Source organism: Enterobacter sp. UPMP701 (assembly GCF_053709515.1).
In genome coordinates this window covers 41,132-63,516 of record NZ_JBSKJN010000011.1, presented here as the reverse complement: position 1 = coordinate 63,516, position 22,385 = coordinate 41,132, and the positions used below count along the sequence as shown (strand labels likewise).

Here is a 22,385-nt window from a genome sequence, read left to right as displayed (position 1 = left end):
AAATATGGTAATCTTTCGACCCACTCTTTATCTCGGTAACTCCATTCACTATGGCAGGAAACAAACCCTTCAACAAACAGACTGAACCTCGCGAGCGTGATTTCCAGGTCGCAGGGTTAAAAGTCCCGCCGCACTCGATTGAAGCGGAACAGTCGGTGTTGGGCGGTTTAATGCTGGATAACGAACGCTGGGATGACGTGGCCGAGCGCGTGGTGTCTGAAGATTTCTATACCCGACCGCACCGCCATATCTTTACCGAAATGGCACGTCTGCAGGAATCGGGCAGCCCGATTGACCTGATTACGCTCGCGGAGTCACTGGAGCGTCAGGGCCAGCTGGACAGCGTCGGCGGCTTTGCCTACCTGGCAGAATTATCAAAAAATACGCCAAGTGCGGCGAACATCAGCGCTTACGCGGATATCGTGCGTGAACGTGCCGTCGTTCGTGAGATGATCTCGGTGGCCAACGAGATTGCCGAAGCCGGTTTTGATCCGCAGGGCCGCACCAGTGAAGACCTGCTCGACCTTGCCGAGTCCCGCGTTTTCAAAATTGCCGAAAGCCGCGCCAATAAAGACGAAGGCCCGAAAAATATCGCCGACGTGCTCGACGCCACCGTGGCGCGTATCGAGCAGCTGTTCCAGCAGCCGCACGACGGCGTGACCGGGGTGAACACCGGTTATGACGATCTGAACAAGAAAACCGCCGGTCTGCAGCCGTCGGATTTGATTATCGTCGCCGCGCGTCCGTCGATGGGTAAAACGACATTTGCGATGAACCTCGTTGAAAACGCGGCAATGTTGCAGGATAAGCCCGTACTTATCTTCAGTCTGGAAATGCCCTCCGAGCAGATTATGATGCGTTCTCTGGCGTCGCTGTCGCGCGTGGATCAGACCCGTATCCGTACCGGTCAGCTGGACGATGAGGACTGGGCGCGCATTTCCGGTACCATGGGCATTCTGCTGGAAAAACGGAACATCTACATCGATGACTCCTCTGGCCTGACGCCGACGGAAGTGCGCTCCCGCGCGCGCCGTATTGCCCGTGAGCATGGCGGCATCGGCCTTATCATGATCGACTACCTTCAGCTGATGCGCGTGCCGTCGCTCTCCGACAACCGTACGCTGGAAATTGCAGAGATTTCCCGCTCGCTCAAGGCGTTAGCCAAAGAGCTGCACGTGCCGGTAGTGGCGCTGTCGCAGCTTAACCGCTCCCTGGAACAACGCGCCGACAAGCGCCCGGTCAACTCCGACCTGCGTGAATCCGGCTCCATCGAGCAGGATGCCGACTTAATCATGTTCATCTACCGTGATGAGGTTTATCACGAGAACAGCGACCTGAAAGGGATCGCAGAAATTATTATTGGTAAGCAGCGTAACGGCCCAATCGGTACGGTGCGTCTGACCTTTAACGGCCAGTGGTCGCGTTTCGACAACTATGCCGGACCTCAATATGATGATGAGTAATTTCTAAGGAATTCAAATGCAAGCGGCAACTGTTGTGATTAACCGCCGCGCTCTGCGACACAACCTGCAACGTCTGCGTGAACTGGCGCCTGCCAGCAAGCTCGTTGCAGTCGTGAAAGCGAACGCTTACGGACACGGTCTTCTTGAGACCGCGCGAACGCTCCCCGATGCCGACGCCTTTGGCGTCGCCCGTCTTGAAGAAGCCCTCCGCCTGCGCGCAGGCGGTATTACTCAACCGATTCTGCTCCTCGAAGGCTTTTTCGAAGCCAGCGATCTGCCGACCATCGCCGATCAGCATCTGCACACGGCAATACATAATGAAGAACAGCTGGCCGCGCTGGAAACCGCCGAGCTGAGCGAGCCGGTAACCGTCTGGATGAAGCTTGATACGGGCATGCACCGTCTGGGCGTGCGCCCGGAAAGCGCGGAAGCGTTTTATCAGCGCCTGTGCCAGTGCAAAAACGTGCGCCAGCCGGTGAATATTGTCAGCCATTTTGCCCGTGCTGATGAACCCGAATGCGGTGCGACCGAGCGGCAGCTGGATATCTTTAATACCTTCTGCGAAGGCAAGCCGGGGATGCGCTCGATTGCGGCCTCCGGCGGGATCCTGCTGTGGCCTCAGTCGCACTTTGACTGGGCGCGTCCGGGCATCATCCTTTATGGTGTTTCCCCGCTGGAGAACAAACCCTGGGGGCCGGACTTTGGCTTTAAGCCGGTTATGTCGCTGGTGTCAAAGCTGATTGCCGTGCGTGAGCACAAAGCGGGAGAGCCGGTGGGCTATGGCGGCACATGGACCAGCGAGCGCGACACGCGTCTTGGCGTGGTGGCGATGGGCTACGGCGACGGCTACCCGCGCGCGGCACCAACGGGTACGCCAGTGCTGGTCAATGGTCGTGAAGTGAAGATTGTCGGCCGCGTGGCGATGGACATGATTTGCGTTGATCTGGGGCCCGACGCGCAGGATAAAGCGGGCGACGATGTATTGATGTGGGGCGAAGGTCTGCCCGTTGAGCGCATTGCCGAAATTACGAAAGTAAGTGCTTACGAACTTATCACGCGTCTGACCTCGCGAGTGGCGATGAAGTACGTGGATTGACCCTGCAAAAGGGTGGTTCCTCGGGAACCACCCTCATTTTTATGGGCGCAGCAGCATCACAAAGGTTCCGGCAATAATGGGTTGCCCGTTCGCTCTGTTAATCACGCGCACAGCGTGTTGCCCCTGATGCTCGACAACATCAATATCCAGGTTTGCATAGTGCTCAACGTGCACCTGGTTGATGTCCGGAGAAGGGATCACGTGCACAAACCCCGTGCTTGTCCGGTAAATCACTGTCGCATGCCCGACGCCGATAATCATAGCGCTATAGTCAGCCAGGTAGTGCTGTGCCTCCTGCTCCAGTGCCTGACGATTAACATAATCTCCCAGCATTGAAGGCGTGATGATTCGGCAGCCTGCGCCTTTCAGATCGGTACGCGCCAGGTTGCGATTAACGTCATCTTCATTCGGCGCCTGCGCGGCAAGACCAGGAAGATGGTGGGCAACCTGAAGAGTATCCCACTGGTTTTCGAGAATATCGTTGCGGGAATAGCTACCGAAATTAGCCAGAACCATCTGCAGGCAATTCGGGAAGCACGAATTCTGGTAAACCATATTTTTGTAATTAAAACCATATTGATTTAACCACGGCATATCTTTCTCCTTTGTTAATTGTGTTTACAGCACAGAAATAATAATCGGCAGCGTTATCGATGAATATATGCCTTGTGGGAAATGCTATTTTTCGTAGAAAATGATGCAGAACATTATTTGTGAATTGTACTCATGCTTCATCTTAATTTTAGTCATGCTGTATATGATGTTTACCCTATGGCAAATGATGTTTTATAAGATCTCAATTAGCGCTCATACTCATTTTCGGAATATGTTGATATTCATAACCTAAAAGAATAGTACTCAGATGAGGTTAAATTGAGATGAATATATTGATGATCGATGAATCACCGATCTACATTCATGGTATGAAAAATGAACTGAAGCGAGTCATGCCAGAATGTACTTTTTCTGCTACCAACAGCTACGAAGATGCAAAAGAAGTCCTCAAGTCAACGCCTGTTTCGATTGTACTGCTTGATGGCGATATGGACTATTCTGGGTTCAGTGATGAACTCGAACTGGAATGGCCGACGGTTCCGATAGTGATAATGTTCCGTAAAACGTGCGAGCGCAATTTTAACCTTTACCAGCATCATAATATACGAGGCGTTGTAACAAAGTCACTCTCTGCTGAAAAAATAATGCAGGTTATCAATGTGGTATTATCGGGTGTTATCTGTATTCCGGAGCAGGTCATTATGCAGAGGGGCTCATCAACAGTGAATTCGCCGGTTCTCATGCTCAGTCAGCGCCAGAAAGAAGTATTAAGTTTACTGGCAAATGGCGGAACAAATAAGAAAATTGGTAGAGAGTTGAATATTAGCGCAGGTACCGTTAAGGTCCACCTGGAATCAATATTCCATCGGCTGCAGGTGAATAATCGCACACAGGCGGCGAGGCTGTATTTTAAGTATATTGATAAATAAATTATTCTTGTTGTTTCATTCTGGTCTGAAATCTTCAATTTAAATAAATGCGTGACAACGATGGTGTTTGTCACGCATTTTTTGTGCATCGTTTATTTTTCTAAAAAGAAACGAATAATGATCATTAAGGTACCAGCATCCTGAAGAAACCAGAAAGGGACGCTGGCGCTTAAATTATCATGCCCTGTCAGTAAGCTTTCAATATTTAACCCACTCTGCGCAAAGAGTCCGAAGGCAATCGCAGCAAATCCTGTCTTATAGAGAGCAGGTTGTTTGTTGATTCTTTTACTGTAAGCGCAAAAGAGGATCACAAAAGAAATGAAAAGATCCAGCATGATTGTGATGAATAACATCCACCAGTCCGTTACGCTGTTCATGTTAATCCTCTTTATCCGTATTGATCAGGGATGAGTCGGGGAGTGTCTCATTACGCACTCTTTTCTTGATGACGGAGGCAACATCAAAAATATCCTGCTGTTCATGGCGGCGGAAAAAATTAGCCAGCCAGACAATAAGACCATTGCTCATCGCCCCCAAAATATAACCTAACCCCAGGGTGATATCCGGCTGGTTTAAATCAATCTTTAACCATCTTGCGGCAAGGCCACCTAACGCTACGGCGGCCCCCATACTGATTCCACCAAAGATGATGCCCGCAATGAACTTGCTGTGCTGATGTAAGCGCTGCGGTTGCCAGAAAAAAGAGATACTTACACCACCGAATAATCCTGCAAGGGCCAGGAGTGACGCGCTAATTAATGCCGGAGGAATGGAAGCATGCATATTTATTTCCTCATTGATAACAAGACCCTCAAAGGAGGGTCTTGTGTTCAGTACAAGCCTGGCCGCGAAGCCTATTTGCCATAATTGACAAGTGCCTGGCCGACCCCATTTATGAAATTTTGCTGCTTATAGCTTTGTAGCGTAATGTTATCAGCCAGATCATTCGGGATAATAATTTCCATATCGTTACTGTCTTCATTGTTATAACATTTGAAGTAGAAACGATAGCGGGCCAACGTGGGTATTAATAAATCGCTATCCGCAACAGGAATTTCCATTCTGCGTAACGCTTCTTTAAGCTCTTTTAATAACGCAGGTTTGTCTTGCGTTGGGGATTTAAACCTTTCATCGTGACAGACAATAATACGCGCGGGGGTATTAATGTTCACGATATTCAGGTAGGCCATCCCATTCCCCTGCTTGTCGGTGCAATCCGGCATATAGCCGAGTGTCAGGGTTTCCGTACTGCCAACATAAAACCCAGACCATTCCTCATCATTTTTTGTTTCTTTACGATATTTCGTTGGATCCCACTCTTTTGCTTTAAATTTGCAGGCCTTAAAGCCGAGCACGCCTGCAGGAAGGCATTCTGTTTTCAGCTCCATCATGCTTCTCCGCTGTTAACGTATGGATTATTGGCAGGAATTCACTTCCATTAAGTGCTGATATTTATCGGTAGTGATATAGCGCTGTGGCCCGGAAAGGGTATAGATCAGTCGTTTGGGACTCCGGTATCCTTTAAAAACATCTATATCGGCACTTAGCCAGGATTGCGCTGAGGGGAGTTTCGGGCTGATATAGTTATCCCCGCCTATCCATTTATTATTGGTAGGTTTAAGACCCCACAGTGTTTCTGTTTCACTACCCGACCAGCCCAGGCGCTTCGCTTCATCACTGGTGATATACCGCGCTGGCAGGCGCCCGGTTTGTGTCAGGCTGCGCAATGTTTTTGCCAGGTCATCCACATCATTTATTCGGGCTGCGCCCTGTAGAGACAGGAAGGTGTTAACATCCTTAATCTCGTTTTCGCAGGTGGGTAACGCTGCACTGGCCTGCATAACGGCCAGCAATGATGCAAAGAAAACGACTTTTTTAAATGTCACAGATAACGTCATGTTAACCTCCAGAATTAACTAAGAAATAATTTCATTTCGGCGTCGCGACGACGCGTCAGACCAGCCAGCACTTTACCGCCCGCCTTATTCCAGCTTTTGAACTGCAGTGCGGCGCCCTGGATATCGCCCGCGTTGAACTTTTTGAGCAGCGTTGATTTTTTTAAATTGCCAACGCCGAGGTTAAAGGCGAATGAGACCAGCGCGTCGAATTGCGCCTGCGTTGCTGGCTGGTTCAGCAGCTTTTTCACGCCACCTTCCGTGCGTTTCAGATCTTTGCGAAGCAGATCTTTCGCTTCACCGGTAGTGATTTTGGTGAGCTTTTCCATCTCCTCTTTAAGGATTAAATGGCCATAGCCGATGGTCCACAATCCCACGGCATCGCGATAGCGTTCCAGCTTCAGCCCTTCAAACTGGCAAATAAGCTGAATGCCTTTTTCACCTGTTCGTTCTGGTTGTTTTTGCATTACGGCGTCTCCTCTGTTTTCGGGCGGGGAATCACTTTGTTGGTGTACTCGTCAATCAAGCGCATGACGCTTTCCGGTGGCGCAAGTGCGGTAAATTGCATCTCCACATCCACGTGGCGGCTGTCACGCCCACCTTTGTTATCGCTTGAAGGCGAAAGGGTGACGTGAAAGCGGCCAAATTCGTTTTCACCGGACTGGCGCGAAGGTGTCTGCATACCCTCCGTGCGGATGGTCAGGTTGACCTTCATCTTTTCCAGCATCAGCCCGCGCGGTGTTGAAAGCGCGACTAAGGGCAGGTCAAAATAGTGTTTCTCATCAAGCGCCAGCTGCACGGTGCGCGGAATCAATGACCCGTCTTCAGCGGGTTCAAAAAAGGGATCCAGCGCTTTCATATACTGCTGAGCAATCAGTTCGTTGGCCGCCGTGGCCGCGTACTGCATCCCGCGCGTGATATCTTCCAGCGAGATCGGCATGCCGGGGATATCCGCCGGCGGCGGCGGGGGGGTATTGTCCTGCACCGGCGGTGACGTTCCTTCCGCCTTGTTTTCCGGCTCTTCATCCTTGCCGCCGCGCAGCCATGTTTTAAAAGACATAATTCGCTCCTGAAAAAGGGCCACCCCAGGCAGCCCCTGCGTTACGGAATCGCACTTCTGTCGCGGCGTGAACGTTATTGCGCGGCGACAGGTTTGGTCTTGGCGTTGGTCAGATAATCAATGACGCGCTGCAGGGCCTCAGGCGGCTCCTGGCGTTTAATCTGCGTATGGATGGAGTATTTCGCGCGGGTATCCGTTGAACGGGTCTGCTCAGATTTATGCGAGACTTTGCCGGTCATTTTCGCTTTAAAGACGCCCCAGCCGACCGATGCCTCCACGGAGGCTTCCGCTTCGGTGCTGCTTGAGCTGGCCTCGCTTTGGCTCACTTCCAGCTCAAAGTCGATGGTGCCGTCTTCGATACAGATGATAGGGTGGGTGACCGCCGCAAGAAGCGGAATACTCATCTTGCGGGTCACGCTGCCTTTATTGACCCCCTGTTCGTCTACCACGGTTTCGTCGTAGTCGAACTCGATCGCGACGGCTTTGCCGTCTTTAATACAGACGGAGAGCAGGAAGTCGGTATAGGCCTTGCTCGCCTGAACCTGTGCTTTGATCATCGCCTGCAGCGGACCGCCGATCATATGCTCCAGCGGCAGGGCGTTAATGACTGAACCAATAAATTGTGAATCCATGATGTGAACTCCTTGAATCAGTGAATGCGCGGTTGCGCAGGAGTCACATTACGGAAAGCTGGAGGGTGAAAATATTGGGTAAATGTCATGGCGAGCAGGTGCAAAAAACCTATGCCGATCGCAGGATAATCTTAAGGGGTGGTGTTGCGTGATGTTCCGGTTTATTGTTGAAATTCCTGCCTCATCGAATTCCGGAGAACCATCGCGTGTTTCAGAAAGTTGACGCCTATGCCGGCGACCCTATTCTCTCCTTAATGGAGCGTTTCAAAGAAGATCCTCGCAGCGACAAAGTGAACCTCAGCATTGGCCTGTATTACAACGAGGACGGCATCATTCCTCAATTAAAAGCCGTGGCCGAAGCCGAAGCGCGCCTTAACGCTGTTCCGCACGGTGCTTCTCTTTATCTGCCGATGGAAGGGCTTAACACCTACCGCAACACCATCGCACCGCTGCTGTTTGGTGCGGACCACGCGGTGCTCGCGCAAAAGCGCGTGGCGACTATCCAGACGCTGGGCGGCTCGGGTGCGCTGAAGGTAGGCGCAGATTTCCTGAAAAAGTACTTCCCGGATTCCGGCGTGTGGGTCAGCGACCCGACGTGGGAAAACCACGTTGCGATCTTCGAGGGTGCAGGCTTCAGGGTCGAAACCTATCCGTGGTTCGACAGCGAAACCAACGGCGTGCGCGTTGACGCGCTGCTGGAAAAACTGAACACGTTGCCGGCGCGCAGTATCGTATTACTGCATCCGTGCTGCCATAACCCAACCGGTGCGGACCTCACCCATGCCCAGTGGGATGCGGTGATCGAGGTGCTGAAGGCCCGCAACCTGATCCCATTCCTCGACATCGCCTACCAGGGCTTTGGCGCGGGCATGGAAGACGATGCTTACGCCATCCGCGCCGTTGCCAGCGCCGGGCTGCCAGCGCTGGTCAGCAACTCCTTCTCAAAAATCTTCTCCCTGTACGGCGAGCGTGTTGGCGGTCTGTCCGTGGTGTGTGAGGATGCCGAAGCGGCAGGTCGCGTACTCGGTCAGTTGAAAGCGACGGTGCGCCGCATCTACTCCAGCCCGCCGAACTTTGGTGCGCAGGTGGTGGCGACGGTGCTCGGCGACGAGCAGCTGAAAGCGTCGTGGCTTGCCGAAGTGGAAGCGATGCGTATGCGTATCCTGTCTATGCGTCAGGAGCTGGTGAACGTGCTGAAAGAGGCCGTGCCGGGACATAACTTCGACTATCTGCTCAAGCAACGCGGAATGTTCAGCTATACCGGACTGAGCGCGGCACAGGTTGATCGTCTGCGCGAAGAGTTTGGCGTCTACCTGATCGCCAGCGGCCGTATGTGCGTAGCGGGCCTGAATGCCAGCAACGTTCAGCGCGTGGCGCAGGCGTTTGCTGCGGTAATGTAAGTATTCACTTACCTCCCTCTCCCCGTGGGAGAGGGCTGGGGTGAGGGCATCAGGCCGCACAAACAGGATGCCCGGCATTATGTGATCGTCTTCTTTTTATTCAGCTTGATAAGTAAAAACTCCTTTCCTTCCCCTCCCGCCGGGGTTATGGTCGGATAGTTTTTTGACCATCCACTCAAAATATAAAGATAACAAACTGAATATTCAGGGGAAAATATGCGCAAGATCACACTGGCGCTCAGCGCCGCCTGCTTATTGTTCTCGCTTAATAGCGCCGTCGTCGCGCGAGCTTCCGCACCGACGCCGCTTTACACCGGCACCACCGCCGCCATCCTTGCCGAGCAGGCACCTATTCACTGGGTCTCTGTGGCACAAATCGAAAACAGTTTGATGGGCCGCCCGCCAATGGCCGTGGGCTTCGACATTGACGATACCGTGTTGTTCTCAAGCCCTGGTTTCTGGCGCGGTAAGAAAACATATTCCCCGGACAGCGAAGCGTATCTGAAGAACCCGGAGTTCTGGGAAAAAATGAATAACGGCTGGGATGAGTTCAGCATTCCGAAAGAGGTGGCCCGCGCGCTGATCGCCATGCACGTTAAGCGCGGCGACAGTATTTACTTCGTCACCGGGCGTAGCCAGACCAAAACCGAAACCGTCTCTAAAACGCTGCAGGACGATTTCCAGATCCCGGGGGCCAGCATGAATCCGGTGATTTTTGCGGGTGACAAAGAAGGGCAAAACACCAAAACCCAGTGGCTGGAACAGAAAAATATCAAAGTGTTCTACGGTGATTCGGATAACGACATCACCGCCGCACAGGACGTGGGCGTCAGAGGGATCAGGGTGTTACGCGCTTCTAACTCGACCTATCGACCGCTGCCAATGGCCGGAAAATTTGGTGAAGAGGTGATCGTTAACTCCGAGTATTAGTTCATTAGCGGCGAGTTTGATTCTTTTTTGGTCAAATCCGCCGCTGCGGGTTTTACCTTTCGCCTTCTTGCTGCACACTTAGAAAGATTCATCTTTCAGAACGGAGCAGCTCATGTGGTATCAACAGACCCTGACCTTAAGCGCGAAACCGCGCGGATTTCACCTGGTGACGGACGAAGTCGTCGGGCAACTCCGCGACCTGTCGGGCGTCAAAACGGGTTTGCTGCATCTGCTGCTTCAGCACACATCGGCCTCTCTCACGCTTAATGAAAATTGCGATCCTGGTGTCCGGTCTGACATGGAGCGGCATTTCCTTAAAAGCGTTCCGGACAATGCCCCCTATGAGCACGATTATGAGGGGGCAGACGATATGCCTTCGCACATCAAATCCTCTTTGCTGGGCGTCTCGCTGATGCTGCCGGTCCACAACGGACGGCTGCTGTTGGGCACATGGCAAGGGATCTGGCTGGGAGAACATCGCATTCACGGTGGTTCGCGTAAAATTATCGCAACGCTACAAGGGGAATAAAGATGACAATTTCGGAGCTACTTCAGTACTGCATGAGCAAACCTGGCGCGGAGCAGAGCGTCCATAGCGACTGGAAAGCCACGCAGATTAAAGTGGGAGACGTGCTGTTTGCGATGGTGAAAGAGGTGGAGGGGCGCCCGGCGGCGTCGCTGAAAACCAGCCCGGAACTGGCGGATTTGTTACGTCAGCAGCATGACGACGTGAGGCCGAGCAAGCACCTCAATAAGGCGCACTGGAGCACCGTTTATCTGGATGGTTCGCTGCCAGGCTCGCAAATTTACTATCTGGTGGATGCATCTTATAAGCAGGCGGTAGAGCTGCTGCCGGAAGCGACCCGACAGCAACTCTCCGTGTAACGATTACAGCAACGGTTTGAGGAAGCGCGCGGTGTGCGAGGCTTCGCACTCTGCAACGGTCTCTGGCGTACCGGAGACGAGGATTTCACCGCCGCCGCTGCCGCCTTCCGGGCCGAGATCGACAATCCAGTCCGCGGTTTTAATCACGTCCAGGTTATGTTCGATAACCACAATCGTGTTGCCCTGATCGCGCAGCTGGTGCAGGACGTCGAGCAACTGCTGGATATCCGCAAAGTGCAGACCGGTGGTCGGCTCATCAAGAATGTAGAGCGTTTGACCGGTTCCACGTTTGGACAGCTCGCGCGCCAGCTTGACGCGCTGTGCTTCACCGCCGGACAGCGTTGTTGCTGACTGCCCCAGACGAATATAGGTCAGCCCCACGTCCATCAGCGTTTGCAGCTTACGCGCCAGCGCAGGAACGGCGTCAAAGAACTCGCGCGCCTCTTCGATGGTCATGTCCAGCACTTCGTGGATGGTCTTGCCTTTGTACTTGATCTCCAGCGTTTCGCGGTTATAGCGCTTGCCTTTGCACTGGTCGCACGGCACGTAGATATCCGGCAGGAAGTGCATCTCAACCTTGATTACGCCGTCGCCCTGGCACGCTTCACAGCGGCCGCCGCGCACGTTAAAGCTGAAACGTCCTGGCGTATACCCGCGCGAACGCGCTTCCGGTACGCCGGCGAACAGTTCACGTACGGGCGTAAAGACGCCGGTATAGGTCGCCGGGTTAGAACGCGGCGTACGACCAATCGGGCTCTGGTCGATGTCGATAACCTTATCGAAATGTTCCAGCCCCTGAATGTCGCGGTACGGCGCAGGTTCGGCCAGCGTCGCGCCGTTCAGCGCCGTCTGTGCAATCGGGAACAGCGTATCGTTGATCAGCGTCGATTTACCGGAACCGGATACGCCGGTGATACAGGTAAACAGGCCTACCGGCAGCGTCAGGGTGACGTCCTTCAGGTTGTTGCCGCGCGCGCCGGTCAGCTTCAGCACTTTTTCCGGATCTGCCGCTACGCGCTGTTTCGGCACCTCAATTTTGCGCTTGCCGCTCATGTACTGGCCGGTCAGCGATTCAGGCACCGCCATGATGTCTTTCAGCGTCCCTTCCGCGACCACCTGGCCGCCGTGAACGCCCGCACCTGGGCCAATGTCGATCACGTGGTCAGCCGCGCGGATCGCGTCTTCGTCGTGCTCAACCACGATCACCGTGTTGCCGAGGTTACGCAAGTGAACCAGCGTGCCGAGCAGGCGTTCGTTGTCGCGCTGGTGCAGGCCGATAGACGGCTCATCCAGCACGTACATCACGCCGACCAGACCGGCACCAATCTGGCTCGCCAGACGGATGCGCTGGGCTTCACCGCCGGAGAGCGTTTCAGCCGAGCGGGAAAGCGTCAGGTAGTTCAGACCAACGTTCACCAGGAACTTCAGGCGATCGCCAATCTCTTTCAGCACTTTTTCGGCGATTTTTGCGCGCTGGCCGGAGAGCTTCAGGCTGTTGAAGAAGTCCATCGCGTGGCCGATGCTCATGTCTGAAATGGTCGGCAGCGCCGTGTTTTCGACAAACACGTGACGTGCTTCGCGGCGCAGACGCGTGCCCTCACAGGTGGCGCAGGAGCGGTTGCTGATGAACTTCGCCAGCTCTTCGCGCACCGCGCTGGATTCGGTCTCTTTGTAGCGGCGCTCCATATTGTGCAGCACCCCTTCGAACGGGTGGCGACGCACAGAGGTATCGCCGCGATCGTTCATGTATTTGAACTCGATGTTCTCTTTACCAGAACCGAACAGGATCACTTTGTGCACGTTCGGGCTCAGGCTCGCCCATGGGGCTTCAACGTCGAACTTGTAGTGCTCCGCCAGTGATTTCAGCATCTGGAAATAGTAGAAATTACGCTTGTCCCAGCCGCGAATGGCCCCGCCCGCGAGCGACAGCTCCGGGTTCTGGATCACGCGGTCCGGGTCGAAATACTGCTGCACGCCAAGGCCGTCGCACGTCGGGCACGCGCCCGCCGGGTTGTTGAACGAGAACAGACGCGGTTCCAGCTCGCGCATGCTGTAGCCGCAAATCGGGCAGGCGAAGTTGGCGGAGAAGAGAAGCTCTTCCGCTTTTGGGTCATCCATGTCGGAGACCACGGCCGTGCCGCCAGAGAGTTCGAGCGCGGTTTCAAAGGATTCAGCCAGACGCGTGGCGAGATCGTCACGCACTTTAAAGCGGTCAATCACCACTTCGATGGTGTGCTTCTTCTGCAGCTCCAGCTTTGGCGGATCCGACAGGTCACACACTTCACCGTCGATACGGGCGCGGATATAGCCCTGGCTTGCGAGATTCTCCAGCGTTTTGGTGTGCTCGCCTTTTCGCTCTTTAATGATCGGCGCCAGCAGCATCAGGCGTTTGCCTTCCGGCTGCGACAGCACGTTATCCACCATCTGGCTGACGGTCTGGGCCGCCAGCGGGACGTCGTGGTCCGGGCAGCGCGGTTCGCCCACGCGCGCATACAGCAGACGCAGGTAGTCGTGAATTTCGGTAATAGTACCGACCGTGGAGCGCGGGTTATGCGAGGTAGACTTCTGCTCAATGGAGATAGCAGGGGACAACCCTTCAATGTGGTCGACATCCGGTTTTTCCATCAGCGACAGGAACTGACGCGCGTACGCCGAGAGTGATTCAACGTAACGACGCTGTCCTTCGGCATACAAAGTGTCGAAAGCCAGTGAGGATTTGCCAGACCCCGAAAGCCCGGTCACGACAATGAGTTTGTCGCGAGGGATTATGAGGTTGATATTCTTGAGATTGTGGGTGCGGGCGCCCCGAACTTCGATCTTATCCATTCACCTTTCCCGGTTGGAACACGGATTGCCTGGTTTGTTTGAAGGACAAACGGCTGTCAGAAACGGCTAATTATGACACAATTTGACCTGTTTGAATATACAGTATTGGAATGCATTTTCTGATTCACTGTGTAACAATGTCGAGTTCGCGGGAGAACTCTGGAACGTGCTACGCAACTATCAAAGTGCAGCATGGAAATGGTACACTCGCGCGTTTACACTATTAAGAAACGTATTCAGGAGACACGCACATGGCCAGCAGAGGCGTAAACAAGGTGATTCTCGTCGGTAATCTGGGCCAGGACCCGGAAGTACGCTACATGCCGAGTGGTGGCGCAGTTGCCAACATTACGCTGGCTACTTCCGAATCCTGGCGTGATAAAGCGACCGGTGAGATGAAAGAGCAGACCGAATGGCACCGCGTTGTGCTGTTTGGCAAACTGGCCGAAGTGGCCGGTGAATATCTGCGTAAAGGTTCTCAGGTCTATATCGAAGGCCAGCTGCGTACCCGCAAATGGACCGATCAGTCCGGCGCTGAGAAGTACACTACGGAAGTGGTGGTGAACGTGGGCGGCACCATGCAGATGCTGGGTGGCCGTCAGGGCGGTGGCGCACCGGCAGGTGGCGGTCAGAATCAGCAGCAGGGCGGTTGGGGTCAGCCTCAGCAGCCGCAGGGCGGCAACCAGTTCAGCGGCGGCGCGCAGTCTCGTCCGCAGCAGCAGTCTGCTCCGGCGCCGTCTAACGAGCCGCCAATGGACTTCGACGACGACATTCCATTCTGATCCACGGATGCAAAAACAAAAAACCCAGACATCGTCTGGGTTTTTTTATTGATAGAGGGCTCAGGTAATCACCATTGGCCAGTCTGGTGGCGTGTGGCTCATGGCTTCCACCATCACCACTTTAATGTTTTCCCAAACGGCGGCAATATCCAACAGGGTAATGCCAAGCAGGCCTGTCGCGAACCAGCATGCTGCGCCCAGCCCCAGCAGGGTGCTGATTACCGCAAGGCCAGCGTAGTCAGATTTACGAAACTGAATGTTCAGCGTGCTGGCTAAAAACATCAAAACCGCACTCAACAAAGGCCAGCGAAGAAGAACCATGCTGGTAGTAATGGTTGCCATAAAACCCATCCTCAACAAAACAGACGAACTGAATGAAACGGTGTTTCTCGTTACACAATATGTGTGAACTATATCACATTTGTTGATTTATTCGCCAGTGTCTGTGCGGCCAAAAAGGGGGATTTTATTACCCGCAAAAAAGCGTGGGCAGGGCGGACTGGCCTCCCCACCGGGCAAGCGGTGAGGTCAGCGGAAGAGAAAGAGGCGAGCCGGCTACGTCGTTTTTATAGAAGACGCGTTATTCTCATCATGAAAATAGTCCGATGAGCGCTGATTATTTATAAATCAATGAACAAAATATACCCGAATAAATAGGATAAAATGTCATGTTGAAGTTGTACTTTTTTCATGCCGCCAGAAGTTTGGCTTAATCAGCGATCCTCTGTTGTGTTCTCTTCCAACCTCCCATACGCGCTGGATAAATATTTTCCTTAATTGAAACGGAACGAATACTTACAGTTTAGCTTACGGGAAAATATTATCGTCATAACGAAATTTAAGATTTTTAATACTAAAAGTCAGTTGCTAACTTCGCATGATTCATGCAACGTAATCACCTGTTTAACAAAGCATCCGGCCTTCATTACTACAGGCGTACAACATGCAGGGATATAGGGCGGGAAATGAATCGTAGCGCGCGGCGCAAAATGCTCAGGGTGGTAGGGATCATCATGGTAGTTATGCTGCCGGTGATGCTTGCCCTATGGTTTGCCCAGCTCAGAGCCGTGTCGGAAACGAGCGCTCAGCTACGTACCTTTGCTGAACTGGCTTTAGACAAAACAGAACTGGTAATTCAACAGGTTGAGCTGGCCCGGGACGAGGCAGAAAAATATCAGGGTGAACGTTGTACGCCAGGGCACCGTCAATATATGTTGAACGTTGTTCGTGGTCGCCTGTTTGTTGCCGATTTAATTTATGCTGAAGGTCAGAATTTTCTTTGTTCGACCGTTTTTACACCGGAAGAACCCTACACCATTCCCGTCGCTAATTACACGCGTAAACCTGACGTCGCTATCTATTATTTTCGCGATACACCATTTTATACTGGCTATAAAATGACGTATATGCAGCGCGGAAATTATGTCGTAGTGGTCAATCCGCTTTCTTACAGTGAAGTGATGTCCACCGATCATTCCCTTGCATGGGGGGTGTACGACACGGTAACGAACGCATTCTTTTCCTTCAGCCAGAAAGCCAATGTTTCTTTATTAAACGCGATGATTCGGGATAAGGAATCAGTATTTCAAAAAGATAACCGCTTTTATACTGTCGTAAAATCGGCAAAACGACCTATTGCCGCTATTGTGTCGACGTCAGATAAACGGTTTTATGAAATGCTCTATCATCAGGCGACGTTAACGCTGCCGCTGGGCATGATCTGCAGCATTATTATTTTGCTGGTGTGGTCCCGCACCCATCGTGAACTTAATTCGCCGGGGCGGTTACTGCACCGGGCGCTGAACAAGCGCCAGCTTTGTGTGCATTATCAGCCGATTATCGATATTAAGAGCAACCAGTGCGTGGGGGCAGAGGCGCTGTTGCGCTGGCCAGGTTTCGACGGGCAGGTGATGAGCCCGGCTGAGTTTATTCCGCTGGCGGAAAAAGAGGGAATGAGCGAGCGCATTACGGATTACGTCGTTGAGGAGGTGTTCAGCGATCTGGGCCATTTCCTGGCGGCGCATCCGCATCTCTATATTTCAGTTAACCTGTCGGCCACGGATTTTCACTCCTCGCGGCTGATCGCCATGATTTCTGACAAGGCCCGCCACTACGCCGTACGCGCCCAGCAAATTAAAATCGAAGTGACGGAACGCGGTTTTATCGACGTGCCGAAAACCACGCCGGTGATTCAGGCTTTCCGTCAGGCGGGTTATGAAGTGGCGATCGATGATTTCGGTACGGGCTACTCGAACCTGCACAACCTCTACTCGCTGAACGTGGATATTCTGAAAATCGATAAATCGTTTATCGATACCTTAACGACCAACAGTACCAGCCACCTGATCGCCGAGCATATTATTGAGATGGCGCAAAGCCTGCGGCTTAAAACCATCGCGGAAGGGGTGGAGACGGCAGAGCAGGTGAGCTGGTTGTTGAAGCGCGGCGTTCAGTTTTGTCAGGGATGGCACTTCGCGAAAGCGATGCCGCCCCAGGAGTTTATGACCTGGCAGCAGCAACCTTTGCACTGATACGCTTTAATTCAACTGGTGGCGGTAGTCGCTTGGCGTGCGGTCAAACTCGCGGCGAAACACGCGGGAAAAGGTTTGTTGCGAGACGTAGCCAAGATCCATCGCGATATCAAAAATAGGCCGCTGCGTTGAGCGTAACGCCTGTGCCGCCAGCAGCAGCCTGCGCTGACGAATGTACTCGCCCAGCGTCTGATGCATAACGGTGCGGAACATTCTCTGTAAATACCATTTCGAATAGCCCGACTTTTTTGCGACCACATCAATGTTCAACGGTTGGTCGATATGTTCATCAATCCATTCAATAAGTGTCTGAATAATTTGCTGATGCGACATAAGGTTGCCCCTCTGTAGATACAACTTTCTCGGTTGATTCGTCGTTTTCTCTGCGGGGGAGTATAATTCCTCAAGTTAACTTGAGGTAAAGAGGTTTTATGGAAAAGAGATTGCCGCGCATTAAAGCGCTTTTAACCCCCGGTGAAGTGGCTAAGCGAAGCGGCGTTGCGGTATCCGCGCTCCACTTCTATGAAAGCAAAGGGTTAATTAAAAGCATCCGTAACGGCGGTAACCAGCGCCGCTATACCCGTGACGTGCTCCGCTACGTGGCGATTATCAAAATTGCGCAACGCATCGGCATTCCCCTGGCGACGATTGGCGAGGCCTTTGGCGTGCTGCCGGAAGGGCATACGCTGAGCCCGAAAGAGTGGAAAGAGCTGTCGTCCCAGTGGCGTGAAGAGCTGGACAGGCGTATCCATACGCTTGTGGCGCTGCGTGATGAGCTGGATGGCTGTATCGGCTGCGGCTGTCTGTCCCGTAGCGACTGCCCGTTGCGTAACCCCGGCGACAGGCTGGGTGCTCAGGGGACGGGGGCGCGGTTGCTGGAGGAGGATTGAGCGTGAATGTAGCCCATCCGGCAAAACCCCGCATACATAAAGAACTAAAGCGCCACAAAGGGCGCTTTAGTTTTTCCCGGTCTTTGTCTTTCTCTCTATCCCGCTGGTTCACGGGAGGGTTTCCCCCGACATCAGCACCCCTCGTGTCGAGCTGGTTGGTGAGGTTCCGGATTGTCCTGACACTTTAATTTTATGCAGAACCCGTCTTTTCGCCAGCCGCGCCCACCGTTTTTTAGGCGAAATTTTTTCGTGATGTTATTCGATTTTCTATAGTTAAAAAGTATGAATAACAGGAGAAAACCATGCTCACGGTACACCACCTTAACCAGTCGCGCTCGCATCGCGTGATCTGGGCGCTGGAAGAGCTCGCCCTGCCTTATGAAATTGTTCACTACCAGCGCGAGAAGAACATGCTGGCACCTGAATCCCTCAAAAAGGTGCATCCGTTGGGCAAATCGCCGGTCATTGAAGATAACGGACTGATCCTTGCGGAATCAGGCGCCATTCTGGAGTATCTGCAGGAAACCTACGATGCCGAATCTCGGCTGAAGCCTTTAGATCCGGCGCACAAGGTGCAATACCGCTTCTGGCTGCATTACGCCGAAGGATCGCTGATGCCGCTGCTGTTAATGAAGCTGGTTTTCAGCAGTTTGGGTAAACCTCCCGTGCCGTTTGGTATACGAACGCTGGGCAAAGCGCTGGGGCAGGGGGTGCAGAAAGCGTATCTCAACCGACAGCTGGAAACCCATGCGCGCTTTATTGATGCACATCTTGCTAAAAACAGCTGGTTTGCCGGGGATGCGTTCAGCATGGCCGACATTCAGATGAGTTTCCCGATCTTTGCCCTGCTGGCGCGTGGCGGCATTGATAATCTGCCGCATATTCAGGCATGGAAAAACAAAGTGGATAACAGCCCTGGCTGGCAACGAACGCTGGAACAGGGCGGCCCGTTAACGATCCCCGGTGAGGACTGAAATGTAAACAAATTGCGCATAAACGATAACGTTTGCGCATCCTCTGTTTATTTCTTCAGCGTCATAAGTGAATTTTAGCGAAAAACGAGAAAGTTCAGTTGAAAAGGGCGGGTATTAGGCTAGATAATCGTTTGCCTTAATTTGACCACCCGTTTGTAAGCGCGGAGCTAAACGTTTGCTTTTTTTGTGACGCCCTTTCGTCGCAAACGCAACACAAGGATTTGACGTTTAGCTGGCAGCGGCGTCTCCACCACGCTTACGGACTTCCTAAAAAACTCTCAGGGGATGTTTTCTATGTCTACGCCATCTGCGCGTACCGGCGGTTCATTAGACGCCATGTTTAAAATTTCGGCTCGCGGCAGTACCGTGCGCCAGGAAGTTGTTGCCGGTCTGACCACGTTTCTGGCGATGGTTTACTCCGTCATCGTGGTGCCGGGCATGCTGGGCAAAGCGGGCTTCCCGCCTGCGGCGGTCTTCGTTGCCACCTGTCTGGTAGCGGGCGTTGGCTCCATCGTGATGGGTCTGTGGGCGAACCTGCCGCTGGCGATCGGCTGCGCCATCTCTCTGACCGCGTTTACCGCATTCAGCCTGGTGCTGGGCCAGCAGATCAGCGTACCGGTGGCTCTCGGCGCCGTGTTCCTGATGGGCGTACTGTTTACCGTGATTTCTGCCACCGGCATCCGTAGCTGGATTTTGCGCAACCTGCCGCAGGGCGTGGCGCACGGCACCGGTATCGGCATCGGCCTGTTCCTGCTGCTGATCGCTGCCAACGGCGTGGGTCTGGTCATCAAAAACCCGCTGGACGGCCTGCCGGTTGCGCTGGGTCACTTCGCAAGCTTCCCGGTGATCATGTCGCTGGTGGGTCTGGCGGTGATTATCGGCCTGGAAAAACTGAAGGTGCCGGGCGGCATTTTGCTGACCATTATCGGCGTGTCCATCGTCGGCCTGATCTTCGATCCGACCGTTCACTTCTCCGGTATCTTCGCCATGCCGTCCCTGAGCGATGACAAAGGCAACTCGCTGATTGGCAGCCTGGATATTGTTGGCGCGCTGAACCCGGTGATCCTGCCAAGCGTGCTGGCGCTGGTAATGACCGCGGTGTTTGACGCTACCGGTACCATCCGCGCGGTGGCCGGTCAGGCGAACCTGCTGGATAAAGACGGCCAGATTATTGACGGCGGCAAAGCGCTGACCACCGACTCCCTGAGCAGCGTCTTCTCTGGTCTGGTGGGTGCGGCGCCTGCGGCGGTGTATATCGAATCTGCAGCGGGTACGGCGGCGGGCGGTAAAACCGGCCTGACGGCGATCACCGTCGGCGTGCTGTTCCTGCTGATCCTGTTCCTCTCTCCGCTCTCTTATCTGGTACCGGCTTACGCGACCGCGCCAGCGCTGATGTACGTCGGTCTGCTGATGCTGAGCAACGTGGCGAAAATCGATTTTGCGGACTTCGTGGATGCGATGTCCGGCCTGATTACTGCGGTCTTTATCGTCCTGACCTGTAACATCGTGACCGGCATCATGATCGGTTTCGCCTCGCTGGTGATTGGTCGTCTGGTCTCCGGTGAGTGGCGCAAGCTGAACATCGGCACCGTGGTCATCGCCGTTGCGCTGGTCGCGTTCTACGCGGGCGGCTGGGCAATCTAAGTTATCCATTGATGCGAAAACGGGTGGCTCAGGCCGCCCGTTTTTATTTTCAGGACTCATCCCGTTGCCTTTTGCGTTACTCTGGAGAAGATAGAATAAGAGGCACGACGCCTTAGGTTTGGCTTTTAAGCAACACAGCAAACAGGGAACGCATGGAAATTTTCTTCACAATACTCATCATGACCCTTGTGGTCTCGTTATCCGGGGTGGTTACACGCGTACTGCCCTTCCAGGTCCCCCTACCTTTAATGCAAATCGCTATCGGTGCGCTGCTGGCGTGGCCGACGTTCGGCCTGCACGTGGAGTTCGATCCGGAACTGTTCCTCGTGCTGTTTATCCCGCCGCTGCTGTTTGCCGATGGCTGGAAAACTCCCACGCGCGAGTTTCTTGAGCACGGACGAGAGATCCTCGGCCTGGCGCTGGCGCTGGTGGTCGTTACCGTGGTCGGGATTGGTTTTCTGATCTACTGGGCCGTACCGGGGATCCCGCTCATCCCCGCCTTTGCACTGGCCGCCGTGCTGTCGCCGACCGACGCCGTGGCGCTGTCCGGCATTGTGGGCGAAGGGCGCATTCCAAAGAAAATTATGGGCATTTTGCAGGGCGAGGCGTTGATGAACGACGCCTCCGGCCTGGTGGCCCTGAAGTTTGCCGTGGCGGTTGCCATGGGCACCATGGTCTTTACCGTTGGCGGTGCAACGCTGGAATTCTTCAAGGTGGCGATTGGCGGCATCCTTGCGGGCTTCGTCGTGAGCTGGCTGTACGGACGCTCGCTGCGCTTCCTCAGCCGCTGGGGTGGCGACGAACCCGCTACGCAGATCGTCCTGCTGTTCCTGCTGCCGTTTGCCTCTTACCTGATCGCCGAACACATCGGCGTGTCGGGCATTCTGGCGGCGGTGGCGGCGGGGATGACCATCACCCGCTCCGGCGTAATGCGCCGCGCGCCGCTGGCGATGCGCCTGCGTGCGAACAGCACCTGGGCGATGCTCGAGTTCGTGTTTAACGGCATGGTATTCCTGCTGTTGGGCCTGCAGCTGCCGGGCATTATGGAATCCTCACTGATTGCGGCGGAGGCGGATCCAAACGTTGAAGTCTGGATGCTGTTTACCGATATCGTGCTGATCTACATGGCGCTGATGCTGGTGCGTTTCGGCTGGCTGTGGACGATGAAGAAATTCAGCGTGCGCTTCCTGACCAAAAAGCCGATGGAGTTCGGCTCCTGGACCACGCGCGAACTGCTGATTGCCTCCTTCGCGGGCGTACGCGGGGCGATAACCCTCGCCGGTGTGCTCTCTATACCGCTGCTGCTGCCGACGGGTGACGTCTTCCCGGCGCGCTACGAGCTGGTATTCCTGGCGGCGGGCGTGATCCTCTTCTCGCTGTTTGTCGGCGTGATTATGCTGCCGATTTTACTCCAGCATATTGATGCCGGAGATTCGACCCAGCAGCATAAAGAGGAGCGGATTGCTCGTGCGGCGACCGCCGAAGTGGCCATTGTCGCGATTCAGAAAATGGAGGAGCGTCTCGCCGCAGATGCGGAAGAGAACATCGACAATCAGCTGCTGACGGAAGTCAGTTCCCGCGTGATTGGTAACCTGCGTCGCCGCGCCGACGGACGTAACGACGTGGAAAGTTCGTTGCAGGAAGAGAACCTCGAACGCCGCTTCCGCCTTGCGGCGCTGCGCTCAGAACGCGCCGAGCTGTATCACCTGCGCGCGACGCGCCAGATCAGCAACGAGACGCTGCAAAAGCTGCTGCACGATCTGGACCTGTTAGAAGCGCTGTTGATAGAGAATCAGTAGCGCGCTTTGCCCCTCACCCTAGCCCTCTCCCCATAGGGGAGAGGGAACCGATCGAGCCCCTCGCCCCTATGGGGAGAGGGGGTGGGGTGAGGGG

At 54.0% G+C, this 22,385-nt stretch carries 24 protein-coding genes; 13 read left to right on the top strand and 11 right to left on the bottom strand.

The features are described 5' to 3' along the window. Positions 1-50: 50 nt before the first annotated feature. A complete protein-coding gene (dnaB, locus tag ACWKXT_RS19550; protein ID WP_008503375.1) occupies positions 51-1,463 on the top strand; it encodes a replicative DNA helicase in 1,413 nt (470 codons plus the stop codon). Positions 1,464-1,479: 16 nt separating this feature from the next. Continuing rightward, positions 1,480-2,559 (top strand): alanine racemase, encoded by a 1,080-nt coding sequence (alr, locus tag ACWKXT_RS19545; RefSeq protein ID WP_454533157.1) that lies wholly within the window; start codon positions 1,480-1,482, stop codon positions 2,557-2,559. A 39-nt stretch (positions 2,560-2,598) separates the two neighbouring features. Here alr and ACWKXT_RS19540 read toward each other — a convergent pair whose 3' ends face one another. After that, entirely contained in the window at positions 2,599-3,153 is a 555-nt protein-coding gene (locus ACWKXT_RS19540; protein WP_454533156.1) for a hypothetical protein, read from the bottom strand. A gap of 296 nt (positions 3,154-3,449) precedes the next feature. On the opposite strand from ACWKXT_RS19540, the gene ACWKXT_RS19535 reads away from it, so the two are divergent. Further along, positions 3,450-4,043: a LuxR C-terminal-related transcriptional regulator gene (locus ACWKXT_RS19535; protein WP_454533155.1), complete on the top strand. Its 594-nt coding sequence runs from the start codon at positions 3,450-3,452 to the stop codon at positions 4,041-4,043. Between the two features lie 92 nt (positions 4,044-4,135). On the opposite strand, the gene ACWKXT_RS19530 is transcribed toward ACWKXT_RS19535, so the two are convergent. The 7 genes from ACWKXT_RS19530 to ACWKXT_RS19500 form a co-directional block, all read right to left on the bottom strand. Further along, the gene (locus tag ACWKXT_RS19530; protein WP_454533154.1) at positions 4,136-4,420 is read right to left on the bottom strand and encodes a hypothetical protein; all 285 of its coding nucleotides are present in this window, start codon (positions 4,418-4,420) and stop codon (positions 4,136-4,138) included. Position 4,421: 1 nt separating this feature from the next. Continuing rightward, the gene (locus ACWKXT_RS19525) at positions 4,422-4,826 is read right to left on the bottom strand and encodes a hypothetical protein (protein WP_080329967.1); all 405 of its coding nucleotides are present in this window, start codon (positions 4,824-4,826) and stop codon (positions 4,422-4,424) included. Between the two features lie 71 nt (positions 4,827-4,897). After that, on the bottom strand, positions 4,898-5,434 hold the full coding sequence (locus tag ACWKXT_RS19520; RefSeq protein WP_454533153.1) for a hypothetical protein: 537 nt from the start codon (positions 5,432-5,434) through the stop codon (positions 4,898-4,900). A gap of 24 nt (positions 5,435-5,458) precedes the next feature. Continuing rightward, positions 5,459-5,941 (bottom strand): ribonuclease, encoded by a 483-nt coding sequence (locus ACWKXT_RS19515; protein WP_454533152.1) that lies wholly within the window; start codon positions 5,939-5,941, stop codon positions 5,459-5,461. Positions 5,942-5,955: 14 nt separating this feature from the next. After that, positions 5,956-6,405, bottom strand: coding sequence for a lysozyme (locus ACWKXT_RS19510; RefSeq protein WP_454529220.1), 450 nt, complete (start codon positions 6,403-6,405; stop codon positions 5,956-5,958). After that, positions 6,405-6,998: a DUF2589 domain-containing protein gene (locus ACWKXT_RS19505; protein ID WP_265195467.1), complete on the bottom strand. Its 594-nt coding sequence runs from the start codon at positions 6,996-6,998 to the stop codon at positions 6,405-6,407. The genes ACWKXT_RS19510 and ACWKXT_RS19505 overlap by 1 nt, the downstream gene beginning before the upstream one ends. Before the next feature lie 74 nt (positions 6,999-7,072). Beyond that, complete coding sequence (locus ACWKXT_RS19500) at positions 7,073-7,630, bottom strand: DUF2589 domain-containing protein (RefSeq protein ID WP_023334176.1); 558 nt, start codon at positions 7,628-7,630, stop codon at positions 7,073-7,075. A gap of 206 nt (positions 7,631-7,836) precedes the next feature. On the opposite strand from ACWKXT_RS19500, the gene tyrB reads away from it, so the two are divergent. From tyrB to ACWKXT_RS19480, 4 genes are all read left to right on the top strand, one after another. After that, on the top strand, positions 7,837-9,030 hold the full coding sequence (gene tyrB, locus ACWKXT_RS19495; protein ID WP_454529219.1) for an aromatic amino acid transaminase: 1,194 nt from the start codon (positions 7,837-7,839) through the stop codon (positions 9,028-9,030). Positions 9,031-9,246: 216 nt separating this feature from the next. Next, positions 9,247-9,960 carry an acid phosphatase AphA gene (gene aphA, locus ACWKXT_RS19490; protein WP_454533151.1) on the top strand — a complete coding sequence of 238 codons (714 nt, stop codon included), beginning with the start codon at positions 9,247-9,249 and terminating at the stop codon, positions 9,958-9,960. 112 nt (positions 9,961-10,072) lie between these two features. Beyond that, on the top strand, positions 10,073-10,489 hold the full coding sequence (locus ACWKXT_RS19485) for a secondary thiamine-phosphate synthase enzyme YjbQ (RefSeq protein WP_454533150.1): 417 nt from the start codon (positions 10,073-10,075) through the stop codon (positions 10,487-10,489). Between the two features lie 2 nt (positions 10,490-10,491). Next, the gene (locus ACWKXT_RS19480; protein ID WP_014882150.1) at positions 10,492-10,845 is read left to right on the top strand and encodes an MmcQ/YjbR family DNA-binding protein; all 354 of its coding nucleotides are present in this window, start codon (positions 10,492-10,494) and stop codon (positions 10,843-10,845) included. Between the two features lie 3 nt (positions 10,846-10,848). On the opposite strand, the gene uvrA is transcribed toward ACWKXT_RS19480, so the two are convergent. Then, positions 10,849-13,671 (bottom strand): excinuclease ABC subunit UvrA, encoded by a 2,823-nt coding sequence (gene uvrA, locus ACWKXT_RS19475; RefSeq protein ID WP_454533149.1) that lies wholly within the window; start codon positions 13,669-13,671, stop codon positions 10,849-10,851. A gap of 251 nt (positions 13,672-13,922) precedes the next feature. Between uvrA and ssb1 the strand changes: the two genes are divergently transcribed. After that, positions 13,923-14,453 carry a single-stranded DNA-binding protein SSB1 gene (gene ssb1, locus ACWKXT_RS19470; RefSeq protein ID WP_006177466.1) on the top strand — a complete coding sequence of 177 codons (531 nt, stop codon included), beginning with the start codon at positions 13,923-13,925 and terminating at the stop codon, positions 14,451-14,453. A gap of 60 nt (positions 14,454-14,513) precedes the next feature. Here ssb1 and ACWKXT_RS19465 read toward each other — a convergent pair whose 3' ends face one another. Next, the gene (locus tag ACWKXT_RS19465; RefSeq protein WP_008503385.1) at positions 14,514-14,795 is read right to left on the bottom strand and encodes a YjcB family protein; all 282 of its coding nucleotides are present in this window, start codon (positions 14,793-14,795) and stop codon (positions 14,514-14,516) included. Between the two features lie 623 nt (positions 14,796-15,418). On the opposite strand from ACWKXT_RS19465, the gene ACWKXT_RS19460 reads away from it, so the two are divergent. Further along, positions 15,419-16,984: an EAL domain-containing protein gene (locus ACWKXT_RS19460; RefSeq protein ID WP_454529216.1), complete on the top strand. Its 1,566-nt coding sequence runs from the start codon at positions 15,419-15,421 to the stop codon at positions 16,982-16,984. A gap of 6 nt (positions 16,985-16,990) precedes the next feature. On the opposite strand, the gene soxS is transcribed toward ACWKXT_RS19460, so the two are convergent. Next, positions 16,991-17,317 (bottom strand): superoxide response transcriptional regulator SoxS, encoded by a 327-nt coding sequence (gene soxS, locus ACWKXT_RS19455; RefSeq protein ID WP_013095071.1) that lies wholly within the window; start codon positions 17,315-17,317, stop codon positions 16,991-16,993. A gap of 98 nt (positions 17,318-17,415) precedes the next feature. On the opposite strand from soxS, the gene soxR reads away from it, so the two are divergent. From soxR to ACWKXT_RS19435, 4 genes are all read left to right on the top strand, one after another. Next, positions 17,416-17,874, top strand: a complete 459-nt coding sequence (gene soxR, locus ACWKXT_RS19450; protein ID WP_119916568.1) for a redox-sensitive transcriptional activator SoxR — start codon at positions 17,416-17,418, stop codon at positions 17,872-17,874. Positions 17,875-18,176: 302 nt separating this feature from the next. Continuing rightward, the gene (locus tag ACWKXT_RS19445; protein ID WP_454529215.1) at positions 18,177-18,848 is read left to right on the top strand and encodes a glutathione S-transferase family protein; all 672 of its coding nucleotides are present in this window, start codon (positions 18,177-18,179) and stop codon (positions 18,846-18,848) included. A gap of 294 nt (positions 18,849-19,142) precedes the next feature. Continuing rightward, the gene (gene ghxP / locus ACWKXT_RS19440) at positions 19,143-20,492 is read left to right on the top strand and encodes a guanine/hypoxanthine transporter GhxP (protein WP_061099544.1); all 1,350 of its coding nucleotides are present in this window, start codon (positions 19,143-19,145) and stop codon (positions 20,490-20,492) included. A 152-nt stretch (positions 20,493-20,644) separates the two neighbouring features. Further along, on the top strand, positions 20,645-22,291 hold the full coding sequence (locus ACWKXT_RS19435; protein ID WP_454529213.1) for a Na+/H+ antiporter: 1,647 nt from the start codon (positions 20,645-20,647) through the stop codon (positions 22,289-22,291). The last annotated feature ends 94 nt before the right edge of the window (positions 22,292-22,385 follow it).

Excerpts from the sequence above, each read along its gene's own strand:
- ACWKXT_RS19535 (WP_454533155.1), top strand. The coding sequence starts at position 3,450 with ATGATCGATGAATCACCGATCTACATTCATGGTATGAAAAATGAACTG.
- ACWKXT_RS19485 (WP_454533150.1), top strand. The coding sequence starts at position 10,073 with ATGTGGTATCAACAGACCCTGACCTTAAGCGCGAAACCGCGCGGATTT.
- soxR (WP_119916568.1), top strand. The coding sequence starts at position 17,416 with ATGGAAAAGAGATTGCCGCGCATTAAAGCGCTTTTAACCCCCGGTGAA.
- ACWKXT_RS19530 (WP_454533154.1), bottom strand. The coding sequence starts at position 4,420 with ATGAACAGCGTAACGGACTGGTGGATGTTATTCATCACAATCATGCTG.
- ACWKXT_RS19460 (WP_454529216.1), top strand. The coding sequence starts at position 15,419 with ATGAATCGTAGCGCGCGGCGCAAAATGCTCAGGGTGGTAGGGATCATC.
- ACWKXT_RS19515 (WP_454533152.1), bottom strand. The coding sequence starts at position 5,941 with ATGACGTTATCTGTGACATTTAAAAAAGTCGTTTTCTTTGCATCATTG.
- ACWKXT_RS19520 (WP_454533153.1), bottom strand. The coding sequence starts at position 5,434 with ATGATGGAGCTGAAAACAGAATGCCTTCCTGCAGGCGTGCTCGGCTTT.
- ssb1 (WP_006177466.1), top strand. The coding sequence starts at position 13,923 with ATGGCCAGCAGAGGCGTAAACAAGGTGATTCTCGTCGGTAATCTGGGC.
- ACWKXT_RS19505 (WP_265195467.1), bottom strand. The coding sequence starts at position 6,998 with ATGTCTTTTAAAACATGGCTGCGCGGCGGCAAGGATGAAGAGCCGGAA.
- alr (WP_454533157.1), top strand. The coding sequence starts at position 1,480 with ATGCAAGCGGCAACTGTTGTGATTAACCGCCGCGCTCTGCGACACAAC.
- ACWKXT_RS19480 (WP_014882150.1), top strand. The coding sequence starts at position 10,492 with ATGACAATTTCGGAGCTACTTCAGTACTGCATGAGCAAACCTGGCGCG.
- ACWKXT_RS19465 (WP_008503385.1), bottom strand. The coding sequence starts at position 14,795 with ATGGCAACCATTACTACCAGCATGGTTCTTCTTCGCTGGCCTTTGTTG.
- aphA (WP_454533151.1), top strand. The coding sequence starts at position 9,247 with ATGCGCAAGATCACACTGGCGCTCAGCGCCGCCTGCTTATTGTTCTCG.
- uvrA (WP_454533149.1), bottom strand. The coding sequence starts at position 13,671 with ATGGATAAGATCGAAGTTCGGGGCGCCCGCACCCACAATCTCAAGAAT.
- dnaB (WP_008503375.1), top strand. The coding sequence starts at position 51 with ATGGCAGGAAACAAACCCTTCAACAAACAGACTGAACCTCGCGAGCGT.
- soxS (WP_013095071.1), bottom strand. The coding sequence starts at position 17,317 with ATGTCGCATCAGCAAATTATTCAGACACTTATTGAATGGATTGATGAA.
- ACWKXT_RS19540 (WP_454533156.1), bottom strand. The coding sequence starts at position 3,153 with ATGCCGTGGTTAAATCAATATGGTTTTAATTACAAAAATATGGTTTAC.
- ACWKXT_RS19445 (WP_454529215.1), top strand. The coding sequence starts at position 18,177 with ATGCTCACGGTACACCACCTTAACCAGTCGCGCTCGCATCGCGTGATC.
- ghxP (WP_061099544.1), top strand. The coding sequence starts at position 19,143 with ATGTCTACGCCATCTGCGCGTACCGGCGGTTCATTAGACGCCATGTTT.
- ACWKXT_RS19500 (WP_023334176.1), bottom strand. The coding sequence starts at position 7,630 with ATGGATTCACAATTTATTGGTTCAGTCATTAACGCCCTGCCGCTGGAG.
- ACWKXT_RS19510 (WP_454529220.1), bottom strand. The coding sequence starts at position 6,405 with ATGCAAAAACAACCAGAACGAACAGGTGAAAAAGGCATTCAGCTTATT.
- ACWKXT_RS19435 (WP_454529213.1), top strand. The coding sequence starts at position 20,645 with ATGGAAATTTTCTTCACAATACTCATCATGACCCTTGTGGTCTCGTTA.
- ACWKXT_RS19525 (WP_080329967.1), bottom strand. The coding sequence starts at position 4,826 with ATGCATGCTTCCATTCCTCCGGCATTAATTAGCGCGTCACTCCTGGCC.